Source organism: Neisseria oralis (genome assembly GCF_045062685.1).
GTDB classification, from domain to species: Bacteria; Pseudomonadota; Gammaproteobacteria; order Burkholderiales; family Neisseriaceae; genus Neisseria; species Neisseria oralis.
In genome coordinates this window covers 1-1,002 of record NZ_JBJGEB010000033.1, presented here as the reverse complement: position 1 = coordinate 1,002, position 1,002 = coordinate 1, and the positions used below count along the sequence as shown (strand labels likewise).

The window sequence follows — 1,002 nt, the reverse complement described above, 5'->3', positions numbered from 1 at the left end:
TCCAAAATTTTTAATTAAATCGATGTTGAAAAACCATTCCTTCTACTTTTTTATATTTCCATGCACCATTATTGAAAGTCATAATTTTTCCTCCTTCCATTTTTTCGGTTCCTGCGTGCCAATTTCGAATTTCATAATTATTAAATCAGTATTTAAAGCTTACTAAGCTTTACAGAAACAGTATATGTTTCAAAGGATTGATTACAATCAATAATATTAGAAATCTCTATAACTTTATTAAATTTCAAATCAGATATAAAGATAGTTTGAAAATTATCATCTTCTATCAAATCAATCCAAAGTGATATATGCTTATATTCTATTTCAAATATTGGATAAGATTGCTCGGATAATCCAAATCGATATTTCTCAGGATAATTTCCAGCAAATAATATATATACTATTTCATTTATATCAAAATAATTATTTAAAAATTTTAGAATATCATTCTTATAATTATCTGATTTTTCAATATTATATATATCTTCTCTATCAGAAAAGTTTTCATATATATTAAAAGCTTCATCACCTAAAAAAATCTTTTCAGTCAATTCTAATGCATTGGAAAAATACTTATTATTCTTCCAAAATTCTAGAATTTCACGTTGCTCTAATTTACATTGCTCTTTATCAATATAAAAATACATATAGTTTCCTTCTAATTAAAACTATGCGGAACTGTTATTTTTCCCGCATTATTATATTTCCATGCACCATTATTAAAAGTTGCAACATCCTTTCCAGCCATTTTAGCTTGCCCAACATGCCAATGCGGACAAGGGTGGTCTGCATCACGCGGATGATGCGATACGATAAGTGGCTCGACCCTACCGCTAGGATTCTTATACATATACTGCTCCCAACCCTGAATACCCCGACGTGCAATAGGTCTATCCCCAATAGGAATCCCTGCCGCAATCAGCGCCTGATTTTGTGCGGCTTTCCTTGTCGGGAATTGCGAACACGGGTCTTGCTGTTCCTTTTCGCAACGCCCCACGGCCG

The 1,002-nt window shown here is 32.0% G+C and carries 2 protein-coding genes; both read right to left on the bottom strand.

Features of this window, described 5'->3' with window-relative positions:
* Positions 1–152 precede the first annotated feature (152 nt).
* Positions 153–647, bottom strand: a complete 495-nt coding sequence (locus ACI43T_RS11960; RefSeq protein WP_405387330.1) for a hypothetical protein — start codon at positions 645–647, stop codon at positions 153–155.
* Between the two features lie 11 nt (positions 648–658).
* On the bottom strand, positions 659–1,002 hold a 344-nt coding region (locus ACI43T_RS11955; RefSeq protein WP_405387328.1), incomplete at its 5' end, for a hypothetical protein.